Below are 15802 nucleotides of genomic sequence, written 5' to 3'. Positions count from 1 at the left end.
CGTTAAAACGTCAGAACCCGGCTTTCCGTGATCACCATGTCCAAGGGCTGATCGGTCGGCTCCAGCGGCAGGCCCTCGGCCTCTTGTGCGTCAAAGGCGAAACCAATGGCCAGTGTCGGGCGTTTGGCGCGCAGTCCCTCCAGCGTGCGGTCATAGAATCCACCGCCATAGCCCAGCCGTCCACCCTGCGCATCAAAGGCCACCAGCGGCACGATCAGGATTTCCGGGTCAAAATAATCGTCGACCTCCGGCACCTTGGCCCCGAAAGGGCCGTCTTTTAGAGCGCCTTCGGGGGTCCAGTGCGAAAACTTCAGCGGCTGCGCGGCAGCTTGGATCACGGGCACGCCGACCGGACCATAGGCCGAAGCCTCGGCCATGGCGGGCAGCGGATCAATCTCGGTGCGGATGGGCATGTAGCCCGAGATCGGCACGCCCCGGTGCCCGGCCAACACTTCGGACAAACGCCCTGCCGCACCGGGAAGTCGCGCGTCAAAGGCAGCCTTTCGACGCGCAAAGGCCGCCTTGCGCGCGGCGGCTTTGATTTCGGTCAGATCGGTCACAGTAGCACCACGCTGGCAAGTCCCAGAAAGATGAAGAACCCCATGACATCCGTTGTCGTCGTCACAAAGGTCCCCGATGCCAGCGCCGGGTCAACGCCCAGACGATCCAGCACCACTGGTACTACTGTACCCGCGAACCCCGCGATCACCATGTTCACGACCAAGGCCGACCCGATCACGACACCCAGCATCGGAGAATCGAACCACATCATACCCACCGTGCCCAGCACGATGGCAAAACACAGCCCGTTCAGTAGCCCCACCAGCAATTCCCGCCGAATCACCCGCATCACGTTGGCGTTGGTCAGGTCGCGCGTGGCCAGCGCTCGTACCGCGACTGTCAGCGACTGCGTACCTGCATTGCCCCCCATCGAAGCCACGATCGGCATCAGGATCGCCAGCGCCACCAGCTGATCAATTGCTGCCTCGAATTGCGAAATCACCAGCGAGGCACAGATCGCCGTGCACAGATTCACCGCCAACCACGGCAGCCGCCGCTTGCTGGTATCCGCCACACTGTCCGAGATTGAGCTTTCGTCGCTAACCCCCGCCAAACGCAGGATATCTTCCTCGTGCTCTTCATCCAGAACCACCATGGCGTCGTCGATGGTAATGACACCAACCAACCGCCCATCAGCATCCACCACCGGGGCCGAGATCAGGTGGTACTGGTTGAACGCATAGGCCACGTCCTCTTCATCCTGATCGACCGGAATAATGTGCAGCTCTTCATCGGCCAGATCGGCCAGCCGCACTTCGCGGCGCGCCGCCATAAGCTTTCCCAGTGTCACCTGCGCCACAGGTTTCAGGCGCGGATCGACCATGACGACATAGTAGAATTGCTCGGGCAGATCGTCATTAGCGCGCATGAAATCGATGGCCTGACCCACCGTCCAATGTTCGGGCGACATGACCACTTCGCGCTGCATGAGGCGACCGGCCGAGTTCTCGGGGTAAGACAGCGCTTGCTCTGCCGCGATCCGCTCGGAATCCTCCAGCGCGTCCAGAATGGCCTCTTGCTGCGGCTCTTCGAGGTCCTCCAGCAGGTCGACGACATCGTCGCTTTCCATCTCGCGCACGGCGTCGGCGAGAACGTCGGGTTTGAGAATGCCGATGATCTCTTCCCGCACGGCCTCGTCAAGTTCGGACAAGATGTCGCCGTCAAACTCTTTGTCATACAGCCGGATCAGCTGGGCGCGGTCGTACGGGTTGATCTGTTCCAGAAGGTCGGCGATGTCAGCGGCGTGCAGCGGCTCCATAAGCTCAACCAGCTTGTCGCGGTCATCCACATCGACAGCATAAAGAATTGCCGTGATAGCCTTCGGGTCCAGCGCATAAACGTCGTCGTCACTGGTCGACTCGACTTGGGGTTCGTCAATGCCTGTGGTCATGTCTGCCCCCGCTATCCTTCGGTCATTGCCCTTTAAATAGAAGAAGCAGCTACCGGAAAACAATGACAATGCGCCGATTTACCCAGAAGTTTCCCGCGCCTATGCTATTTGACGGTCCCATACAGGCGGAGATGAATGAAAATGGCGCAGAAAACGCTGCTGAAAGGGCGTGTGCTCAGCTTTACCGGTTCCCCGTTCGAGGGCGAGCCAACCGACGCCGTTGAGTTCAGCGAAGCAGTGGTGGTCGAGGGTGGCCATATCGCCGCGGTGGGTGATGCCGATACGCTGCGCTCTGCGCATCCCGACGCGCAGGTGGTCGATCACGGCCAGCACGTGATCATGGCCGGATTTGTGGACGCGCATGTGCACTATCCACAGACCGCGATGATTGCCAGCTGGGGCAAGCGTCTGATCGACTGGTTGAACACCTATACCTTCCCCGAAGAGATGAAGTTCGGCGACCCGACCTATGCCGCCGAAATTGCAAACCGCTATCTGGACCTATCAGCGGCCCATGGCACCACGACGATGTGCAGCTTTTGCACCATTCACCCCGAAAGCGTCGATGCGTTCTTTGCGGCTGCACAAGCGCGCAACCAGCGTGTGGTGGCAGGCAAGACCTGCATGGACCGCAACGCGCCCGAGGGGCTGCGGGACACTGCGAAAACGGCCTATGACCAATCGGAGGCATTGCTAGAGAAATGGCATCGTGTTGACCGTTTAACCTATGCTATCACCCCGCGGTTTTCACCGACATCCACGCCTGAACAGCTTGAGGCGATGGGCGCGCTGTGGGCCGAGCACCCTCATTGTCTAATGCAGACCCATCTGAGTGAACAAACGGATGAAATCGCCTGGGTCCGCGAGTTGTTTCCCGAGGCGCGCGACTATCTGGATACTTACGAGAAATTCGGTCTTCTGGGTTCGCATGGGGTCTATGGCCACGTCATCCATCTGGAGGCGCGCGAGCGCGACCGCCTGCGCGAGGTGGACGCGGCGCTGATCCATTGCCCGACCTCGAACACCTTCATTGGCTCGGGCCTGTTCGATATGACCGGATTGATGCATGACGGGCATCGGGTCGGGTTGGCCACGGATACGGGCGGCGGGTCGAGTTTCTCGATGCTGCACACAATGGCCTCGGCCTATGAGATCGGGCAACTGCGCGGCGCGCCTCTGCATGCGGCGCAACTGTTGTGGTTGGGCACGGTCGGATCGGCGCGGTCGCTGCGGTTGGACGATCGGATTGGCAATATCGCACTGGGGATGGAGGCGGATCTGGTCGTGCTTGATCTGGCCTCGACCCCGGCCATCGCGCAGCGCGAGGCTTGTGCGGATGAAATATGGGAGGCGATCTTCCCGACCATCATGATGGGGGATGATCGCGCCATTGCCGAGGTTTGGATCGGCGGGGCCGCTGTCGCGTGAGGGAATGCGCCTTGCGGCGCATGCCTCCGGCGGAGGTATTTTTGAACAGAAGAAGAGTTTCAGCTTTGCAGGGCTCGCGCCAGCGCGTTCTGCCGTTCGATCACACGTGGCAGGTCCATAGTGGTGATAGCCCCGTCGCGCACGATTTGGCGGCCTTCGACGAACAAATGTTTCACCTTCATCGGCCCGGACAGCAACAGCGCCGCCGGATCCCAACTGCCTGCGCTTTCGATACCGCCTATGTCCCAGATGGCTATATCTGCGCGTTTGCCCGGCGCCAACCGGCCGCAATCCGGGCGATTGAGGACATCAGCACCGCCTCGGGTTGCGATTTCAAGCGCCTCGCGGGAGGACATCGCATCCGCGCCATTGGCGACCCGTTGGAGGAGCATGGCCTGTCGCGCCTCGAGCACCAGGCTGCCATTGTCATTGCTGGCCGAGCCATCCGCGCCTAGCCCAACTGGCACGCCGCAATCGCGCATTTTCCGAACCGGCGCGATCCCTGAGCCCAGCCGACAGTTTGAACAGGGGCAATGGGCAACGCCGGTCTGTGTGCGGGCGAATAGGTCGATCTCGGCCCCATCCAGCTTGACGCAATGGGCGTGCCACACATCGGGGCCGGTCCAGCCCAGATCTTCGGCGTATTGACCGGGGCGGCAGCCGAATTGCGCCTGGGAATAGGCGATATCCTCATCGTTTTCGGCAAGATGAGTGTGCAGCATCACGCCCTTGTCTCGCGCCAGTACGGCTGTGTCGCGCATCAGGTCACGGCTAACCGAAAACGGAGAGCATGGAGCCAGGCCGACCCGGCACATTGCGCCCTCGGACGCGTCATGAAAGGCGTCGACGACGCGGATCATATCGTTGAGGATTGCATCCTCGGTTTCAACCAGCGCATCCGGGGGCAGGCCACCATCGCTTTCACCGATGCTCATCGCGCCACGGGTCGGGTGGAAACGCAGGCCGACCTCGGCAGCGGCGGCGATGGTGTCGTCCAGCCGTGCGCCGTTGGGGTAGAGGTACAAGTGGTCCGAACTAAGCGTACAGCCCGACAGCGCCAATTCGGCCAGCCCAATCTGAGCTGAGGTGAACATTTCATCCGGTCCGAACCGTGCCCAGATGGGGTAGAGCGTTTTCAGCCAACCAAAGAGCAGCGCATCCTGCCCACCGGGTACGGCGCGGGTTAGGGTTTGGTAAAGATGGTGATGTGTGTTCACCAAACCAGGTGTCACCACGCATCCTGTCGCGTCATGGATTTCTCCGGTCGTGGTCAGGCCCTGCCCGATCTGCGCAATCTGGCTGTTTTGGATCAGAATATCGGCCCCGCGCAATTCGCGTCGCGTGTCATCCATTGTGAGGATGGTATCTGCGTGTTTGATAAGGATTTCGGTCATCTCGCCCCTCCGTCGCATCAACCCGTCTCATGCTTGGAGAATGCGGGCTGGCGGAAAACGGGCGTAAGAACCAACCGGTCAGAAAATAACCGACCGGGCCGGTCCGGGCAACCGGATTCAGTATTGGCGCAAGATATCCAGCGCAGCGGCGTGCAGATCGGCATTGGCCGCTGCCAGAGCGCGACCGCCGTTGTGGGCGGGACCACCCTGCCAGTCGGTGACGATGCCGCCAGCCGCCTCGATCACGGCTATGGGTGCCTGGATGTCATAGGCTTGCAAACCGGCCTCGATCACCAGATCCACCTGCCCGGCGGCCAGCAAGGCATAGGCGTAGCAATCCATGCCATATCGCGTGAGGCGCGCGTGCCGCGCCACGGCCTCGAACCCGGCGCGTTCTTCCGGGGTGCCGACCTCGGGGAAAGTGGTAAACACGATGGCCTGAGCCAGCGAGGTTGTCGCCCGCGTGTCCAAAGGCCGGGTTCCCGTGGGTCCGCTGACCTGCGCAATATCGACCGAGCCCACGAACCGTTCACCAATATATGGCTGATCAATGACCCCCATGATCGGCCCGTCAGCGCTGCTGAGCGCAATCAGAACACCCCATGTGGGCGTCCCGCTGATGAACCCGCGCGTGCCGTCAATCGGGTCCAAGACCCAGGTTCGGCCGCTGCTGCCCGGCACCTGACCGAATTCTTCCCCCAAAATCCCGTCATCAGGGCGATGTTTGGCCAGAATGTCGCGCATTACACGCTCGGCCTCACGATCGGCGATCGTCACCGGATCGAACCCCTGTGACAGCTTGTTCGAGGTTTCCAGATTTGCTTGGCGGAAAAACGGAAGAATGGCCGCGCGCGCTGCGTCGGCCATTTCTTCTGCTACGTCCAGATCGGTCAGAATAGGCTGTGTCATGCGCTACCCGTGCGGGGCACACGCATCAAAGTCAACCCGCTTAATCAGGCAACGTCGCTGAGAACACGCGCCAGTTCGAACAGTCGACGGCGCTGGTTTTCCGGGATCGCATAGTAGGACCGAACCAGATCCAACGCCTCTTTGTCTCCCATCAGATCAGCAGGCACCGATTTCTTGCTTGAGGTTTCCTTCTCAGCCTCTTCCAAACCTTCGAAGAAAAAGCTGACTGGAACATCCAGCGCTTCGGCGATGTCCCACAAACGCGACGCACTGATGCGGTTCGCACCCGTTTCGTATTTCTGAATCTGCTGGAACTTGATACCAACTTGCTGCGCCAGTTGCTGCTGGGTCATTCCAATCAGCCAGCGGCGATGCCGGACGCGCTTGCCCACATGGACATCGACGTGATGGGTCATTGGTATTCTCCTCTACTACACAACTACCGGGGACGTGCGATATATTTCATCATCGCATAACTAACGAGCAGTTCTTAACCGCTCACTAAGTTGGAACATGCCCCCAAATCAGCACCATAGCGCACTATTGCCCTATTTGCGTTTTTTTTCAAGAAGGTTGAGTAAGATTTCAAGGGTAAGGATTTGTGGTTGTGCGATGCGCACACATAATACCTCTATGTTTATTGCATTATGTATATATTAGCGTTCGTGCCAGTTTTTTGCGCGCAAGGTCACTGATTGACAATTCAACCAGAAAACGAATCTACTCCGCCCAAAATCACGGAGCACCTTTATGCTGGCCTACAGAATCTCATCGAAAGGCGCGGACGCTCAGCTGTGCGATATCGCGCGTCCGGACCCTGGTCCGGGGCAGATTCGCGTCGCCATCAAGGCCTGCGGTCTGAACTTCGCGGATCTGCTGATGCAGAAGGGCACCTATCAGGACACCCCCTCAGCCCCCTTCACGCAAGGGATGGAAATTTCTGGTGTTGTCGATCAGATTGGCCCAGATGTGACCACCCTGTCCGTGGGGGATCGTGTGGCTGTCTATTCAGGTCAGGGCGGTTTGGCGGAATTTGGGGTGTTCGACGCAGATCGTGCGATCCCCCTACCCGCTTCGATGAGCTTTGAGGACGCCGCCGCCATCCAAATTGCATATGGAACCAGTCACATTGCGCTGGATCACCGCGCCCGATTGCAGCCGGGTGAAACCTTGCTGGTCACAGGGGCTGCTGGTGGCGTCGGATTGACGGCTGTCGAAATCGGCAAGTTGATGGGGGCCACGGTGATTGCGCAGGCGCGCGGGGCGGAAAAGCTGGAGGTCGCGCGCGCCGCAGGAGCCGATCACCTGATTGACGCGTCCGAAGATCTTCGATCGCGCGTCAAGGACTTGGGCGGCGCCGATGTGGTCTATGACGCTATCGGCGGCGACGTGTTCCAGGCCGCCTTTCGTGCCACCAATCCCGAGGGCCGTCTGCTGCCCATCGGGTTCGCGGGCGGAGACGTGCCACAAATCCCCGCCAATCACCTTCTGGTCAAGAACTTGACTGTCATTGGCTTTTACATCGGCGGCTATCTGAGATTCCGCCCTCAGATCGTGCAGGACAGCTTCGCCACCCTATTTCGCTGGCATTCGGAGGGGAAAATCAAACCCCATATCAGCCATACCCTGCCCCTGACCGAGGCCGCGCAAGGCCTGCAACTGCTGAGGGACCGTGCGGCCACAGGCAAGGTCGTCATCACACCCTAGCCCGCGACAGCCTTCAACGGTGTCCCCGCCATGATGCGGAAATTCTGTCGTACCAGCGCCGCCAGGGCTTCGATGATTTCCCCGCGACCCGAGTCGCCGCCGTAAAGGTTGATCATTTGAACCGGTAGATCGGGAAGAGCGCCGCCCGATTCGATCAGCTCAAGATGGGCGGCCTCAGTGCCTTCCAGCATGGCCGAGACAGCCAGATCGGCGCTGACCGTGGCCTCGATGGTGCGGTCATCTTCGGAATCAACGGCCAGTTCCCAGGGAATATCGGCTCCGTCCAGTGCGCTGATGACCTTGGGCCGAAACAGACAGCGTCGCCCCTCGGCCAAGGGGATCGGTCGCTTGCGCCATGCCGACCCACCCGGCGCGCCTACCCAGCGCAGAGGCAATTCGGCAATCGTTTCTGCCCCTTCCGCGGCGTTTGATTCCGTCGTCAGGATTAGATCGCATTCGCCTTTCCTATACATCTCTTTCAACTGCATCGAAAAAGACGAGAACAACTGTACCTTCACGCGTGGGAAATCAGCGTTGAATCGCTTCAGAACCCTTGGAATCGCGGGGTAAACGATGTCGTGCGGCACACCCAGAACGACCTCGCCCTCGAACGCCTGATCGGTGAGCTTCGAGATCACCTCGTCATTCAACGCAATCATGCGGCGCGCATAAGCCAGCAGTTGCTCCCCCGATGCCGTCAGCGCAATCGTGCGTCCGCTGCGGTCCAGCAACTCAAGCCCCAGCAGTTCCTCCAGCCGCTTCAACTGCATCGAAACCGCAGATTGCGTCAGGTGCAAAAAACCGGCTGCCCGCGTTACGCCGCCTTGATCGGCAACGGCCACGAATGAGCGCAGAGTGGTGATGTCCAGATTTCGCATCTTCACGATCCCTTATGTGTTACGTCAAAAATATTCATTTTTAAAATGTGTCACATCGGGACATATAGATCAAGGAAGTTGATGGGAATTCTAAAAACCATCGGAAACAAAAGAAAGGACAATACCTATGACCCAGATTGCACTGACATCCCGCTGCAAACCGCATCGCAGGTTTTCCGTTTTGACTCTGTTGGACGCCTTATCCCTGCTTCGCCAGCGCCACAAGCTGGCCCGATTGGACGACCGCGCATTGAAAGACATCGGTATCACCCGCGAACAAGCCGAAGCCGAGGCTGCTCGCCCCATTTGGGATGCGCCGGATTTCTGGCAAAAGTGATTTCTGAATGTATCTTTTTCTCATCAATGGCGACCCGCGTCAGCAGGTCGCCATTTTTGTTGCGTGTTTTAGCCAGTTTCCAGCGTTAAACTCTTGAAACACAGCCCCCACTTGCCGATATTTGCGGGGAAGGCGTCTCGCTTGCAGGCGCACCAAAGAATTAACGAAGGGAGACCCTTTTATGGCACAATTTGACACGATCCGGACGGCGGCCGGCGCGCGCGCTGCCCAGATTGACGAGGGCCTGCGCGTCCATATGAACAAAGTCTACGGCACCATGTCCGTGGGCATGCTGATTACTTTTGCTGCTGCATGGGCGATTGCCGGCATGGCTGTATCCAGCGTTCCGACCGAATACCAGATCAGCGCGAACACGTATCTGACCCAATTCGGCGCGACCTTGTTCACATCGCCCCTGAAATGGGTGATCATGTTTGCCCCGCTGGCTTTTGTGTTCGGCTTTGGCGCAGCAATCAACCGCCTGTCGGCAGCAGCGGCTCAGCTGGTGTTCTACACCTTCGCCGCAGTGATGGGTATTTCGATCAGCTGGATTTTCCTGGTCTTCACCGGTCAGTCGATCATCCAAGTCTTCCTAATCACCTCGATCGCCTTTGCCGGCCTGTCGCTGTATGGCTATACGACCAAAAAGGACCTGTCGGCCATGGGCACATTCCTGATCATGGGCGTGATCGGCCTGATCGTTGCGTCCGTTGTGAACATCTTCATCGCCTCGTCGGCCATCGCGTTCGCAGTTTCCGTTCTGGGTGTCCTGATCTTCGCAGGCCTGACCGCGTATGACACGCAGAACATCAAGACCACCTACCTGCAAATGGCCCATTCGGGCGATCAGGAATGGTTGGGCAAGGCCGCAATCATGGGCGCGCTGAGCCTGTATCTGGACTTCATCAATATGTTCATGTTCCTGCTGCAACTGTTCGGCAACCGCGAATAAGCAACCGATACACATCAAACATAGGGCGGGTTATTGACCCGCCCTTTTTCATTTGCGCCTGAAGATCCAAGACCTATCGGGCAAAAGAAAAAGCCCCCACCCAGATGGGCGAGGGCTTTGGAGTTCTCTCAGACCGGGGTCAGCTACAGTTCAACGCAACCGCGAAGCCCGAGCTGCGCGAGGACGAACCTTTGCGGAATACGTCTCCGGCGGGAAGGCATCCGGTGAACTGCTCGGCGTTCCGGCCAAAGGCGGCACCGATTTCATTGTCCACGCGAGTGCTGTTGTTAGCTGTACGCAGCACGCCATAGGGCGTGCCATTCACATTGACCGTGCTTAGGAACAAGTTGGTACCCGAGCCATTCAGAACAACCGCGTTACTGTCTCCGCGCCCGCCATTGTCGATTGCGACGCGCGCGACTTTCTGGGCTTCAGTCTCGCCTGTCGACACCGAGACCGGCGTCAATTCCGCCAGATCAGCTGGGATGTTCCGCGACTCGGGAACAAATGCGACAGTGCCCGGCACGTCCGAGGATGTCCGGGGCTCTCCGCTAAGGCCAGCAAAGCCGACGCCCTGACGGTTATAGAGATCTTCGCAGCCCGCAAGGGCCAGAACGGTGATTGTGGATAACAAGATTTTTTTCATGACGGCCAACATTTTGGAACGGTTAGCTGAAGCGTATGGGCAAGGTGTCCCAAAAAGCAACCCGCACCTCACTCGAATGCGCAGGTGGCTGATGCGCCGCTGCAACGGACAGGTGCTGACCTCAGCGCAACTGGATGCCGATCGAACATGAAAAAAGGGCTGCGCCGTAGCGCAACCCTTTTAAACTGTCCAAGCGGATCGGCAGATTACTTGATCTTGCCTTCCTTGTACTCGACATGCTTCCGAGCGACCGGATCGTATTTACGAATGGTCATTTTTTCGGTCATGGTGCGCGCGTTCTTTTTGGTCACGTAGAAGTGGCCCGTGCCCGCGGTCGAGTTCAGACGGATCTTGATTGTCGTCGGCTTCGCCATGGTTATCTCCTGCGTCCGGAAAGGCAGGGGCCTTTCGGTTGAATTCCTATGAGCGTGCGCTTTTACCCGGTCGCGCAGCCGAGTCAACCGGAATCGGGCCGAATTGCGCAGTTTTCCAATCGAGTTTCCGACAACAAGCCTGCCCTCGTTTGGCGAGATCACGGTTCCGTGATAGTGTGCATCCAGTTTGTCAAACCAAGACGTTGGAAATCGACGCGACAGTTGAGGCACAGATCTGACGGCAACCCCTGACCGAGTAGTTCTTTTTTGTGCAAATTTACTTGGGGGCAATCATGACAGAATGGACAATTCAGGCTGAAGAGCTGGCCAATTGCAACTGCAATTTCGGCTGCCCGTGCCAGTTCAGCGTTCTTCCCACCCATGGCAACTGTGAAGCTGTTGTCGTCTATGACATTGAGTCCGGCCATTACGGCGACACTGACCTTGCCGGGGTCCGCGCCGCTGGCGTGTACTACTGGCCCGGCCCGATTCACGAAGGCAACGGTCAGATGCAGTTGATCATCGACGAAAGCGCCAGCGACGCGCAACGTGCGGCTCTACAAGCCATCATGACCGGTCAAGACACGGACGAAATGGCGACCTTCTGGTATGTTTACAGCGCCATGGCACCGACCAAACATGAGACGCTGTATCTGCCCATCGAACTGGACTGGTCGCGTGAGGACCGCACAGGCTATGCTAAGGTCAAAGGTATTTTCGACCTGAATGTCAGCCCGATCCCCCATATCGTTTCAGGTCAACCGCACCGTGCGGCGATCCAGCTGCCCAACGGGTTCGAATACCGACACGCAGAATCAGCCTCGGGCACTACCACCACCCATGGGGGTGAGATCAGCCTGAGCTTTGATGCGACCCATGCCCATCTGGCGCATCTGAATATCTCGGGCCATGGCGTTCTGGGCGCTTAGATGAAACCAAATCCATCTGCACCCACGCCTGGGGTGGTCGAGCAAGTGCTGCGTCGTGACGGCAGTATCGTGCTGTTCTGCGTTCTGATGATCGTGTTGTTTGCCTGTTGGTATACGGTTGCGGGCATCGGCATGAACATGACGGCGGTTGATATGACCGCGATGGCCGGACCGATCGGCACTCCGATGCAAATGGGCGGTGAGGTTCATTGGTCCCTAAGCTATGGCATTCTGATCTTCCTGATGTGGTGGGTCATGATGGTTGCCATGATGACACCCAGCGCGGCACCAACGGTGCTGCTGTATACGGCGATCAAACGAATGGGATCTGAGCGGGCGCGCTCAACCCGGCTGAGCCTTTTGTTTCTAAGTGGGTATCTCGTCGCATGGGCCGCCTTCAGTATGCTCGCAACCGGCAGCCAATGGGGGTTGGAGCAGATCGGCCTGTCGGACGGGCCGATGATGACGATCCGGTCCGAGGTCTTTGCAGGTACTGTTTTGCTGGCCGCTGGTCTCTATCAGCTTTCCAGCCTCAAGACGGCCTGTCTGCGCCATTGCCGCAGTCCGGCGCGGTTTCTGGCCGACCACAACCGCCCAGGCCCCTATGGCGCGTTTCAGGTCGGCGTGTTGCATGGGCTTTACTGTCTGGGGTGTTGCTGGGCGTTGATGCTGCTGCTGTTCGTTGGCGGCGTGATGAACCTCTATTGGATCGCCGGTATCGCGCTTTATGTCGGGTTGGAGAAACTACTTCCCCAGGGGCGGTGGTTGGTCCCGGCAACCGGGGTTGCCCTGATCATCGCCGGTATCTGGGTGATCGGGCGTGGGGTCTTGCCGCTTGCTTAGAGAGGAATATGCGCGGAGGGCCTGTAAGCCGGATCTTGTTCCGGGGTTGCCCCCTTCGATGACCATTCCTCTAGGCCGTGCATTGCTGCGCGGCTCAAGCTGCCAACCCGGTCCCTCTGGGCCAAGACAGGCTTAGCGGCGGTATCGGCGGACGCCGACCGGCCCGCGCGGGGACCCTATTTGGCATTGCTCCCGGTGGGGCTTGCCGTGCCGCCCCTGTTGCCAGCGGCGCGGTGGGCTCTTACCCCACCGTTTCACCCTTACCACACGCGTGTGGCGGTCTGATTTCTGTGGCGCTTTCCGTCGGGTTGCCCCGCCCGGGCGTTACCCGGCACCGTTGTCTTGTGGAGTCCGGACTTTCCTCTCGGGCCCTTGGGCCCCAGCGGCCATCCGGCCCTCCGCGCGTGGGATGGGTTAGGCGTTAGGCCCGGCGGCGTCAAGAGTTGATCGGTAGGTGGAAGGGGCCAGCCCCTTCTTGGCCTGCGGCCAATTCATCCCCGGGATATTTTTAGCCAGATGAAGGGCGGATCATGCGTTAGCGGCAGGCGGCATCAAGGGAATGAAGTCTTCGGCGGTCAGGGGTCCGGTCGCCCAGGGGCGGTATCTGAGGCGGATTGTTGACAGGAGAGTTTTGTCGTCCGCGTCTGCGGTGTATCCGGCCGTTTGCGCGCAGGCGCGGAAGGATGCGGGCGAAGTGTCTTGCTGCGGGACGCCGTTGCCGCGGCGGGCGGCAAGCGCCTGGCGTTCCAACCGCTGCCAGTCGAAGCGGGGGCCGGGGTCGATTTTGCGGCCCGGAGCCATGTCGGAATGACCTATAATGCCGGTTTCGGGGATATTCCAGCGGATCATGATGGCAGGTAACAGGGCCTCAAGCGAGGTCATCAGCGGATCGGAAAAGGGGTGATCGCCGCGATTGTCCAATTCGATCCCAATGGAGTGCGAGTTTATGTCGCTTTGCCCCATCCACTCCCCCGCGCCTGCATGCCATGCACGGTCTGTTTCCCGCACCATGTGCCAGAGCGTTCCGTCTGCGCCGATCAGGTAGTGGGCCGAGACCTCGTATTGCGGATCGCACAGGCGGGTCAGCGCGGCTTGCGCGCTGCTCATCGCTGTGTAATGCAGGACGATCAGGCTGGGCTTCAGGTTATCCCGTCGCACGCCAAAGTTGGGCGACGGGTGCCAGATCGGGCTAAGCTCAGTTTGCGACGGCACTGCGGAACGGGCTTGGGTCCCAGCTGCATGCATAGCCATCGCCATCCGGGTCCAGACCCTTGCGGTCGCGTTGCGGGCCTCCACTGGCCAGGAACTCGATCTGCGCTTGATCCGCCGACGGGAACTTGGCGCAGTTGCGCTGCGCTTTGGCCTGCAGGTTGAACCCCGCCCGGCTGTAGAGCTGTGTTCCGACCGGGTTGGATGTATTCAGCGCATATTGGACGATATTGGGCTGTCCGTCGGTGCCACGCTGCGGGACCGCGGTAGGGGCGACCACTTCGTAGGTCTGGCGGTTTTGCTCGATCCGGGCCGCGTCCGATTCGATCGTGCGTCGGTCGGATACAGCGGCGAAATCCTGTTCGTCAGAGATGGTGTTGTTGCTTGGGATCGCGGTTTGAACCGGGGCCGTCGTGGCCGGATCAAAGCCGCCCACTGGCTGCGCATTGGACGTGCTGGCCAAGGCTGCCGCCGTGGCCGAGGCCAAGTCGGCATTTTCACCTGTCGGGGGCAGCGCGGAGCCCGGCGCACCCAGAGCCTGTTCAGACACATCTACGGGACCGGTCAGCGGGTTGCCCGTATATCCCTGCCCCGTCAGCGCGGCCTCGCGCTGTGCTTGATAGGAGGGTGTGTTGAACCCGGCGCCCTGAATGGGGGCCACCGTATTGCAGGCGGTTACAAGCCCGAGTGCGGGGATCAGAAGCGTGATGCGCATCCTGCTGCTCCGTGTTGCGATGTCTTGCCTTGGCCCAGACCTACCACCATTTGCCCGGCTTGGCCACAAAGCCTGCCGCGTTTTCCAGCGCGTAGGCCGTATTAAGCAGATCACCCTCTTCCCAAGGGCGACCGATCAGTTGCAGACCCAGCGGCAACCCTTGCGCATCCAGTCCGGCGGGGACTGAAACACCCGGAAGACCGGCGAGATTCACGGTGACGGTGAAGACGTCGTTCAGATACATCTGGACCGGATCGGCCTCGGTCATCTCGCCAAGACCGAACGAGGCCGAAGGGGTGGCTGGGGTCAAGATCGCATCGACACCTGCGGCGAAGACGTCTTCAAAGTCTTTCTTGATCAGGGTGCGAACACGGCGTGCGCGGTTGTAATAGGCGTCGTAGAAACCAGCCGACAGCACATAAGTGCCGATCATCACGCGGCGCTGTACCTCGTGGCCAAAACCCTCGGCGCGGGTTTTCTCATACATCTCGGTGATGCCATCGCCTTGCGCCAGATGCGCTCGGCGGCCATAGCGGACACCGTCATAACGGGCGAGGTTCGAGGACGCCTCGGCCGGAGCAATCACGTAGTAGGCTGGCAGCGCGTATTTCGTGTGGGGCAGCGAGATGTCGACGATCTCGGCCCCTGCGGCCTTGAGCATCTCGGCGCCATCGGCCCAAAGCTTTTCGATCTCGGCGGGCATTCCGTCCATGCGGTATTCTTTCGGAATACCGATCTTTTTACCTTTGATATCGCCGGTCAGCATCGCTTCGAAGTTGGGTACGGCCAGCTCGGCGCTGGTTGAATCCTTGGGGTCATGGCCACACATGGTTTCCAGCATGATCGCCGCATCGCGCACGTTCTTGGTCATCGGACCGGCCTGATCCAGCGAGGAGGCAAAGGCCACGATGCCCCAGCGCGAGCAGCGGCCATATGTGGGTTTGATGCCGGTGATGCCAACAAAAGCGGCAGGCTGACGGATCGAGCCGCCGGTATCGGTGCCGGTTGCCGCCAGACAAAGGTCGGCAGCCACAGCAGACGCCGAACCTCCCGACGAGCCGCCAGGTGTCAGTTGCGCGTCGTCATTGCCGCGCCGCCACGGGCTGACCGCGTTTCCGTAGACCGAGGTTTCGTTGGACGAGCCCATGGCGAATTCGTCCATGTTCAGCTTGCCCAGCATCACGGCACCGGCATCGGCCAGTTGCTGAGACACAGTGGATTCGTATTCCGGCTTGAAGCCTTCCAGAATCTTCGAGGCCGCCTGCGAGGGCACGCCCTTGGTGCAGAACAGATCCTTGATGCCGATCGGCAGACCACACATGGATGGCGCGTCGCCTTCCTTGATGCGTGCGTCCGCGGCCTTGGCGCGCTCCAGCGCAATCTCGGGCGTTTTGTGGACAAAAGCGTTCAGCGCGTCGGCGTCATCAATGGCTTTCAGGCAAGATTCGGTCAGCTCGACCGAGGTCACATCACCCTTGCGCAGCGCATCGCGGGCCTCGGCCAGGCCCAGTTTGTTCAGATCGCTCATGT

17 protein-coding genes and 1 other RNA gene are annotated in these 15802 nt (G+C 59.7%); 6 read left to right on the top strand and 12 right to left on the bottom strand.

Going from position 1 to position 15802, the window contains the following annotated elements; all coding sequences use genetic code 11:
* Positions 1-2 precede the first annotated feature (2 nt).
* Positions 3-560 carry a 5-formyltetrahydrofolate cyclo-ligase gene (locus tag ACR0DB_RS05060; protein ID WP_170783987.1) on the bottom strand — a complete coding sequence of 186 codons (558 nt, stop codon included), beginning with the start codon at positions 558-560 and terminating at the stop codon, positions 3-5.
* Positions 557-1951: a magnesium transporter gene (mgtE, locus tag ACR0DB_RS05055; protein WP_480549332.1), complete on the bottom strand. Its 1395-nt coding sequence runs from the start codon at positions 1949-1951 to the stop codon at positions 557-559. Before mgtE ends, ACR0DB_RS05060 begins: the two co-directional genes overlap by 4 nt.
* 141 nt (positions 1952-2092) lie before the next feature.
* Between mgtE and guaD the strand changes: the two genes are divergently transcribed.
* Complete coding sequence (gene guaD / locus ACR0DB_RS05050; protein ID WP_480549330.1) at positions 2093-3379, top strand: guanine deaminase; 1287 nt, start codon at positions 2093-2095, stop codon at positions 3377-3379.
* A gap of 59 nt (positions 3380-3438) precedes the next feature.
* On the opposite strand, the gene ACR0DB_RS05045 is transcribed toward guaD, so the two are convergent.
* The 3 genes from ACR0DB_RS05045 to ACR0DB_RS05035 all read right to left on the bottom strand — a co-directional run bounded on the left by ACR0DB_RS05045 (position 3439) and on the right by ACR0DB_RS05035 (position 6098).
* Complete coding sequence (locus ACR0DB_RS05045) at positions 3439-4773, bottom strand: 8-oxoguanine deaminase (RefSeq protein WP_480549328.1); 1335 nt, start codon at positions 4771-4773, stop codon at positions 3439-3441.
* Between the two features lie 117 nt (positions 4774-4890).
* Positions 4891-5682: a histidinol-phosphatase gene (gene hisN, locus ACR0DB_RS05040; protein WP_170788252.1), complete on the bottom strand. Its 792-nt coding sequence runs from the start codon at positions 5680-5682 to the stop codon at positions 4891-4893.
* A gap of 44 nt (positions 5683-5726) precedes the next feature.
* Positions 5727-6098 carry a helix-turn-helix domain-containing protein gene (locus ACR0DB_RS05035; protein ID WP_170769125.1) on the bottom strand — a complete coding sequence of 124 codons (372 nt, stop codon included), beginning with the start codon at positions 6096-6098 and terminating at the stop codon, positions 5727-5729.
* A gap of 334 nt (positions 6099-6432) precedes the next feature.
* Here ACR0DB_RS05035 and ACR0DB_RS05030 point away from each other — a divergent pair, with 334 nt between their 5' ends.
* Positions 6433-7389, top strand: coding sequence for an NADPH:quinone oxidoreductase family protein (locus tag ACR0DB_RS05030; RefSeq protein ID WP_480549326.1), 957 nt, complete (start codon positions 6433-6435; stop codon positions 7387-7389).
* Here the strand turns inward: ACR0DB_RS05030 and ACR0DB_RS05025 are convergent.
* A complete protein-coding gene (locus tag ACR0DB_RS05025) occupies positions 7386-8267 on the bottom strand; it encodes a LysR family transcriptional regulator (RefSeq protein WP_170769123.1) in 882 nt (293 codons plus the stop codon). The two genes, ACR0DB_RS05030 and ACR0DB_RS05025, sit on opposite strands and share 4 nt — an antisense overlap.
* A 127-nt stretch (positions 8268-8394) precedes the next feature.
* Between ACR0DB_RS05025 and ACR0DB_RS05020 the strand changes: the two genes are divergently transcribed.
* Positions 8395-8604, top strand: coding sequence for a DUF1127 domain-containing protein (locus ACR0DB_RS05020; RefSeq protein ID WP_170769122.1), 210 nt, complete (start codon positions 8395-8397; stop codon positions 8602-8604).
* A gap of 181 nt (positions 8605-8785) precedes the next feature.
* Positions 8786-9556 (top strand): Bax inhibitor-1/YccA family protein, encoded by a 771-nt coding sequence (locus tag ACR0DB_RS05015; protein WP_480549324.1) that lies wholly within the window; start codon positions 8786-8788, stop codon positions 9554-9556.
* A gap of 139 nt (positions 9557-9695) precedes the next feature.
* Here the strand turns inward: ACR0DB_RS05015 and ACR0DB_RS05010 are convergent, their stop codons facing one another.
* Together ACR0DB_RS05010 and rpmG are read right to left on the bottom strand one after the other, a co-directional pair.
* The gene (locus tag ACR0DB_RS05010) at positions 9696-10202 is read right to left on the bottom strand and encodes a hypothetical protein (protein ID WP_170769120.1); all 507 of its coding nucleotides are present in this window, start codon (positions 10200-10202) and stop codon (positions 9696-9698) included.
* Between the two features lie 206 nt (positions 10203-10408).
* Positions 10409-10576 carry a 50S ribosomal protein L33 gene (gene rpmG, locus ACR0DB_RS05005; RefSeq protein ID WP_010441901.1) on the bottom strand — a complete coding sequence of 56 codons (168 nt, stop codon included), beginning with the start codon at positions 10574-10576 and terminating at the stop codon, positions 10409-10411.
* A 293-nt stretch (positions 10577-10869) separates the two neighbouring features.
* Between rpmG and ACR0DB_RS05000 the strand changes: the two genes are divergently transcribed.
* Together ACR0DB_RS05000 and ACR0DB_RS04995 are read left to right on the top strand one after the other, a co-directional pair.
* Entirely contained in the window at positions 10870-11505 is a 636-nt protein-coding gene (locus tag ACR0DB_RS05000; RefSeq protein ID WP_480549322.1) for a DUF1326 domain-containing protein, read from the top strand.
* Positions 11506-12348 carry a DUF2182 domain-containing protein gene (locus ACR0DB_RS04995; RefSeq protein WP_480549320.1) on the top strand — a complete coding sequence of 281 codons (843 nt, stop codon included), beginning with the start codon at positions 11506-11508 and terminating at the stop codon, positions 12346-12348. It begins immediately after the preceding gene.
* Positions 12349-12356: 8 nt separating this feature from the next.
* On the opposite strand, the gene rnpB is transcribed toward ACR0DB_RS04995, so the two are convergent.
* From rnpB to gatA, 4 genes are all read right to left on the bottom strand, one after another.
* Positions 12357-12750, bottom strand: an RNA gene (rnpB, locus tag ACR0DB_RS04990) — RNase P RNA component class A.
* 126 nt (positions 12751-12876) lie between these two features.
* Complete coding sequence (locus ACR0DB_RS04985) at positions 12877-13593, bottom strand: N-acetylmuramoyl-L-alanine amidase (RefSeq protein ID WP_480549318.1); 717 nt, start codon at positions 13591-13593, stop codon at positions 12877-12879.
* Positions 13544-14272, bottom strand: coding sequence for a hypothetical protein (locus tag ACR0DB_RS04980; protein ID WP_480549316.1), 729 nt, complete (start codon positions 14270-14272; stop codon positions 13544-13546). The genes ACR0DB_RS04985 and ACR0DB_RS04980 overlap by 50 nt, the downstream gene beginning before the upstream one ends.
* A 40-nt stretch (positions 14273-14312) precedes the next feature.
* Positions 14313-15800 carry an Asp-tRNA(Asn)/Glu-tRNA(Gln) amidotransferase subunit GatA gene (gatA, locus tag ACR0DB_RS04975; RefSeq protein WP_480549314.1) on the bottom strand — a complete coding sequence of 496 codons (1488 nt, stop codon included), beginning with the start codon at positions 15798-15800 and terminating at the stop codon, positions 14313-14315.
* Positions 15801-15802 lie beyond the last annotated feature (2 nt).

The organism is Ruegeria sp. AB6 (assembly GCF_056542685.1).
Note: the sequence above shows the minus strand (reverse complement) of the source record. Positions and strands in the feature narration are given on the sequence as shown.

Bases quoted from the DNA above. Each gene is read 5' to 3' on its own strand.
- mgtE (WP_480549332.1), bottom strand. From the start codon at position 1,951: ATGACCACAGGCATTGACGAACCCCAAGTCGAGTCGACCAGTGACGAC.
- guaD (WP_480549330.1), top strand. From the start codon at position 2,093: ATGGCGCAGAAAACGCTGCTGAAAGGGCGTGTGCTCAGCTTTACCGGT.
- ACR0DB_RS05045 (WP_480549328.1), bottom strand. From the start codon at position 4,773: ATGACCGAAATCCTTATCAAACACGCAGATACCATCCTCACAATGGAT.
- hisN (WP_170788252.1), bottom strand. From the start codon at position 5,682: ATGACACAGCCTATTCTGACCGATCTGGACGTAGCAGAAGAAATGGCC.
- ACR0DB_RS05035 (WP_170769125.1), bottom strand. From the start codon at position 6,098: ATGACCCATCACGTCGATGTCCATGTGGGCAAGCGCGTCCGGCATCGC.
- ACR0DB_RS05030 (WP_480549326.1), top strand. From the start codon at position 6,433: ATGCTGGCCTACAGAATCTCATCGAAAGGCGCGGACGCTCAGCTGTGC.
- ACR0DB_RS05025 (WP_170769123.1), bottom strand. From the start codon at position 8,267: ATGCGAAATCTGGACATCACCACTCTGCGCTCATTCGTGGCCGTTGCC.
- ACR0DB_RS05020 (WP_170769122.1), top strand. From the start codon at position 8,395: ATGACCCAGATTGCACTGACATCCCGCTGCAAACCGCATCGCAGGTTT.
- ACR0DB_RS05015 (WP_480549324.1), top strand. From the start codon at position 8,786: ATGGCACAATTTGACACGATCCGGACGGCGGCCGGCGCGCGCGCTGCC.
- ACR0DB_RS05010 (WP_170769120.1), bottom strand. From the start codon at position 10,202: ATGAAAAAAATCTTGTTATCCACAATCACCGTTCTGGCCCTTGCGGGC.
- rpmG (WP_010441901.1), bottom strand. From the start codon at position 10,576: ATGGCGAAGCCGACGACAATCAAGATCCGTCTGAACTCGACCGCGGGC.
- ACR0DB_RS05000 (WP_480549322.1), top strand. From the start codon at position 10,870: ATGACAGAATGGACAATTCAGGCTGAAGAGCTGGCCAATTGCAACTGC.
- ACR0DB_RS04995 (WP_480549320.1), top strand. From the start codon at position 11,506: ATGAAACCAAATCCATCTGCACCCACGCCTGGGGTGGTCGAGCAAGTG.
- ACR0DB_RS04985 (WP_480549318.1), bottom strand. From the start codon at position 13,593: ATGCATGCAGCTGGGACCCAAGCCCGTTCCGCAGTGCCGTCGCAAACT.
- ACR0DB_RS04980 (WP_480549316.1), bottom strand. From the start codon at position 14,272: ATGCGCATCACGCTTCTGATCCCCGCACTCGGGCTTGTAACCGCCTGC.
- gatA (WP_480549314.1), bottom strand. From the start codon at position 15,800: ATGAGCGATCTGAACAAACTGGGCCTGGCCGAGGCCCGCGATGCGCTG.